5 protein-coding genes are annotated in these 3,241 nt (G+C 34.5%); all 5 read left to right on the top strand.

The window, feature by feature from the left end; all coding sequences use genetic code 11:
- The first annotated feature begins 78 nt into the window (after positions 1–78).
- The 5 genes from BLW20_RS14340 to BLW20_RS14320 all read left to right on the top strand — a co-directional run bounded on the left by BLW20_RS14340 (position 79) and on the right by BLW20_RS14320 (position 3,029).
- Positions 79–828, top strand: coding sequence for a helix-turn-helix domain-containing protein (locus BLW20_RS14340; RefSeq protein WP_091102920.1), 750 nt, complete (start codon positions 79–81; stop codon positions 826–828).
- A 59-nt stretch (positions 829–887) separates the two neighbouring features.
- On the top strand, positions 888–1,589 hold the full coding sequence (locus tag BLW20_RS14335; protein WP_091102916.1) for a transglutaminase-like domain-containing protein: 702 nt from the start codon (positions 888–890) through the stop codon (positions 1,587–1,589).
- 268 nt (positions 1,590–1,857) lie between these two features.
- Positions 1,858–2,307 carry a YybH family protein gene (locus tag BLW20_RS14330; RefSeq protein WP_091102912.1) on the top strand — a complete coding sequence of 150 codons (450 nt, stop codon included), beginning with the start codon at positions 1,858–1,860 and terminating at the stop codon, positions 2,305–2,307.
- Positions 2,308–2,459: 152 nt separating this feature from the next.
- Positions 2,460–2,801, top strand: a complete 342-nt coding sequence (locus BLW20_RS14325; RefSeq protein WP_091102908.1) for a DUF5946 family protein — start codon at positions 2,460–2,462, stop codon at positions 2,799–2,801.
- Between the two features lie 27 nt (positions 2,802–2,828).
- On the top strand, positions 2,829–3,029 hold the full coding sequence (locus BLW20_RS14320; protein ID WP_091102905.1) for a hypothetical protein: 201 nt from the start codon (positions 2,829–2,831) through the stop codon (positions 3,027–3,029).
- Positions 3,030–3,241: the final 212 nt, after the last annotated feature.

The following is a 3,241-nucleotide window of genomic DNA, read 5'->3' as shown; positions in this document are numbered from 1 at the left end:
ATGAATTTATGAAATATTAACTATATTTGAAAGGAGTTTGTGTACTTTTTTCACAGACTGACGTTACCTGCCATTTCAATGAACGACACCGTCCAAAATAAAATACATATCGAAAAGACAATGGGAATGTTCGTTGGACAGTTTAACGACAACGTTTCGCATAAACATTTCGCTTTACAAATCAGTGTCGCATCACAAAAAAAATTTAAAATTACAGACGAGAAAGATAACCAAAATTCTTACACAACTTGTTTCATTAACAGCAATGTTCAGCATCAATTTATAAGTAATGAAACTTCTTTGATTATTCTTATAAACCCGATTAGCAGTGTAGGTCATCAATTATACAATAAATTCAGAAACATTAAGATTATAAGTTTGGATGAAGACTTTGAGCAACTTGTAGAAATTTTTGAAGAATATTCACAAAATGATTCTGACTTTATCAATTTGACTAATAAGATTAACAACTATTTCGTAAACTTCAAATGTCAATGTGAACTTGAAAATCACTTTGAAGACGAAAGAATTTATAAAGCAATTCAATATTTAGAACAAAATTTTGACCGAATTGTATCGCTTGAAGAAATTGCGAATATTTGTTTTCTATCCAAAACACGTTTTTTACATCTTTTCAAAGAGAAAACAAATTTGAATTTCAGACGATACCAACTTTGGAATAAACTCATAAAATCATTACCTTACTTAAAAGAACATTCGATTACCGAAACTGCACATCTGTTCGGATTTACAGATAGTTCTCATTACAGCAGAACATTCAAAGACACATTTGGACTTTCGCCTAAATTTTTGTCATCATTAAAATAGCCACTTTATACAAGTTTGTTTTATTATTGCTTTTCATCTTTGCAGTATAAAAAAGCGATATGAACAATTATATTAAAGAAACTAAAATCCTTGACTTCTCTGACGCTTCCATAAAGGAATTAGTGGAGCAAAGGCAATGGAAACGACTTGACACTATTGCAAGGATAAAAGCAATTTACAACTTCGTGAGAGATGAAATAAAATTCGGCTACAACATTTCGGACGATATTCCTGCATCAGAAATACTGAAAGACGGATATGGACAATGCAATACAAAAGCCACATTGTTAATGGCTTTATTGAGAGCTACGGAAATACCGAATCGTATTCACGGATTTACGATTGATAAAGCATTGCAAAAAGGAGCAATTACGGGAATTTGGTACAAGCTTTCACCTAAAAACATTCTGCATAGTTGGGTTGAAATATTGGTTGATGGACAATGGTATTTTTTAGAAGGTGTGATTTTGGACAAAACATATTTAACCAAGCTACAGGAGAAAAATAGCGATTGTAAAACTACTTTTTGTGGTTATGGTGCTTACACTGATAATTTTAAAAATCCACCAATTGATTGGAATTTAAACAACACATTTATTCAAGACAAAGGAATTAATCAGGATTTTGGTTTATTCGATACACCTGACGAATTTTACGCAAAACATCAACAAAAATTAAATGCTTTTGAAAAGTTTGTTTTCCGAAATATAGTTAGACACAAAATGAACAAAAACGTTGAGAAGATAAGAAACGGCAGGTAACATCGCATTGGTAAAATGGCGGGTTAAGTGCAAACTTCAACTTTTGTGCTTTTTTAGCCGCCGAATGTGTTCCACATTCAGCTTTTTTTAATAATTTAGCTTCTGAGGAAACACATCGGCTACGTTACTGCTAAATTGAACTTTTCGTCCAATTTATCCGCCACTTCGCCAATGCGTTTCCCGTTAGCGGTCATTGTTAGGACGACCACATAAACAGACAAAGCAATGCAAGATTTTTAATGACAAACTAATAAAATAGCAACAAGACATGACAAGTGACCTTCGACCAAACATTTCAACCCCTTACGACACATCACCAATCGAAAATTTTATTTCCGAATTACAAGATGCAATTGACACGGGTGATGTAGAGTTATTCAACAAGCGTTTTGCCAAGGATATTCTGTGGGGAAGTCCATTTGCAGCAATTGCAAGTGGTTATGAACAAATTCATTCAATTCACAAACAAATGTTTTCTTCTGTGACACCTATGAAAGGAGCTGCCAAATACGAAGCAGAGCATATACGCTTCGTTTCAGAGCAAGTGGCAATAGCTTATGTACGGAGAATATCTAAAATTCCAAATATGTCAAACTCGGGAATAAAACCTGGAAGTTTTGATGAACTAGCTTTATTTGTATTGGTAAAAGAAAACGAACAATGGTGGTTGGCAGCAGCACAACATGTTCCTGACAGAAGAGACGTTTATCTAAAATAATTCAGCGTAGGGCAAACGCTAATAATTTTGAACACAGGAAATGCTGTCAATTAAACACTTTTGATGGAAGAAAAACAACGAACCGCTAACATCTCATTGGCGTAGCGGTCATTGCAAAAGACGACATCATAAATACAAACAGACAACAAAAAATGCAAGACTTTATTGACCAAGCAAGGAAAAATGAAGTGACACTTTTCGACAAAGGGAAATGTCAGTTTTGCGGTGCAGACTATCAAAAAGGCATTTTTGACTGTATGGACAATTACAACAATGGACTTGAACTTTTAGACTTTAATAATTCGGAATATCACATTTCAAGATTTTTAAGCGTTGATGCACACGCCTTGCAACATCCAGAAATTCACGGACGGTGGAGCAATCATTTTCACTTGACAAGACTGAATTTAATACTTGACAAAAAACAACAATGGGATTACAAAAAATCTCCATTACTAAGTGACTATTTGAATGAATATAAATTAAACAGGTAGAATGAATTTCTTGCTGTTCCAAAACCTTTGGAAAGGGGAAACATAACGGCAAAAGACTTGACTAAGGCGACAACGGCAGACGAATGTGTTGAAATAATAAAAAAATGGGCAGACGAAGTTTATTATGCTTGGAGTTCTAATCATTCATTAGTTTCACAAATTGCAGACGGGTTTTTAGACAAGAATGACAATAGTAAAACATATGACAGAAAAACAACGAACCGCTAACACGGGTTTTGCGTCAGGCGGGCTGAAGTGCAAAATTCAACAGTAGTTTTTCAATTGAGCATTAGTAATAAAACCAGCTTTTGTGCTTCGGTTGCCCGCCCGAACGCAAAGCCCCGAAACGTCAGGCTGTGAAAAAAGTCCTTTTCAGCAAGGAAACAGCTTGTAGAATGAATTTATACACACTTATAAGGTGCTTTTAGAGCACCTATTTT

The sequence above is a fragment of the Paenimyroides marinum genome (assembly GCF_900108395.1).
In the GTDB taxonomy this organism is placed as follows: Bacteria; Bacteroidota; Bacteroidia; order Flavobacteriales; family Flavobacteriaceae; genus Flavobacterium; species Flavobacterium marinum.
The sequence above is the reverse complement of the archived record's forward strand: the minus strand, read 5'-3'. Positions and strand labels throughout refer to the sequence as shown.

What these genes read in the sequence shown, in the direction of transcription:
- BLW20_RS14325 (WP_091102908.1), top strand. Translation starts at nt 2,460, where the DNA reads ATGCAAGACTTTATTGACCAAGCAAGGAAAAATGAAGTGACACTTTTC.
- BLW20_RS14335 (WP_091102916.1), top strand. Translation starts at nt 888, where the DNA reads ATGAACAATTATATTAAAGAAACTAAAATCCTTGACTTCTCTGACGCT.
- BLW20_RS14340 (WP_091102920.1), top strand. Translation starts at nt 79, where the DNA reads ATGAACGACACCGTCCAAAATAAAATACATATCGAAAAGACAATGGGA.
- BLW20_RS14330 (WP_091102912.1), top strand. Translation starts at nt 1,858, where the DNA reads ATGACAAGTGACCTTCGACCAAACATTTCAACCCCTTACGACACATCA.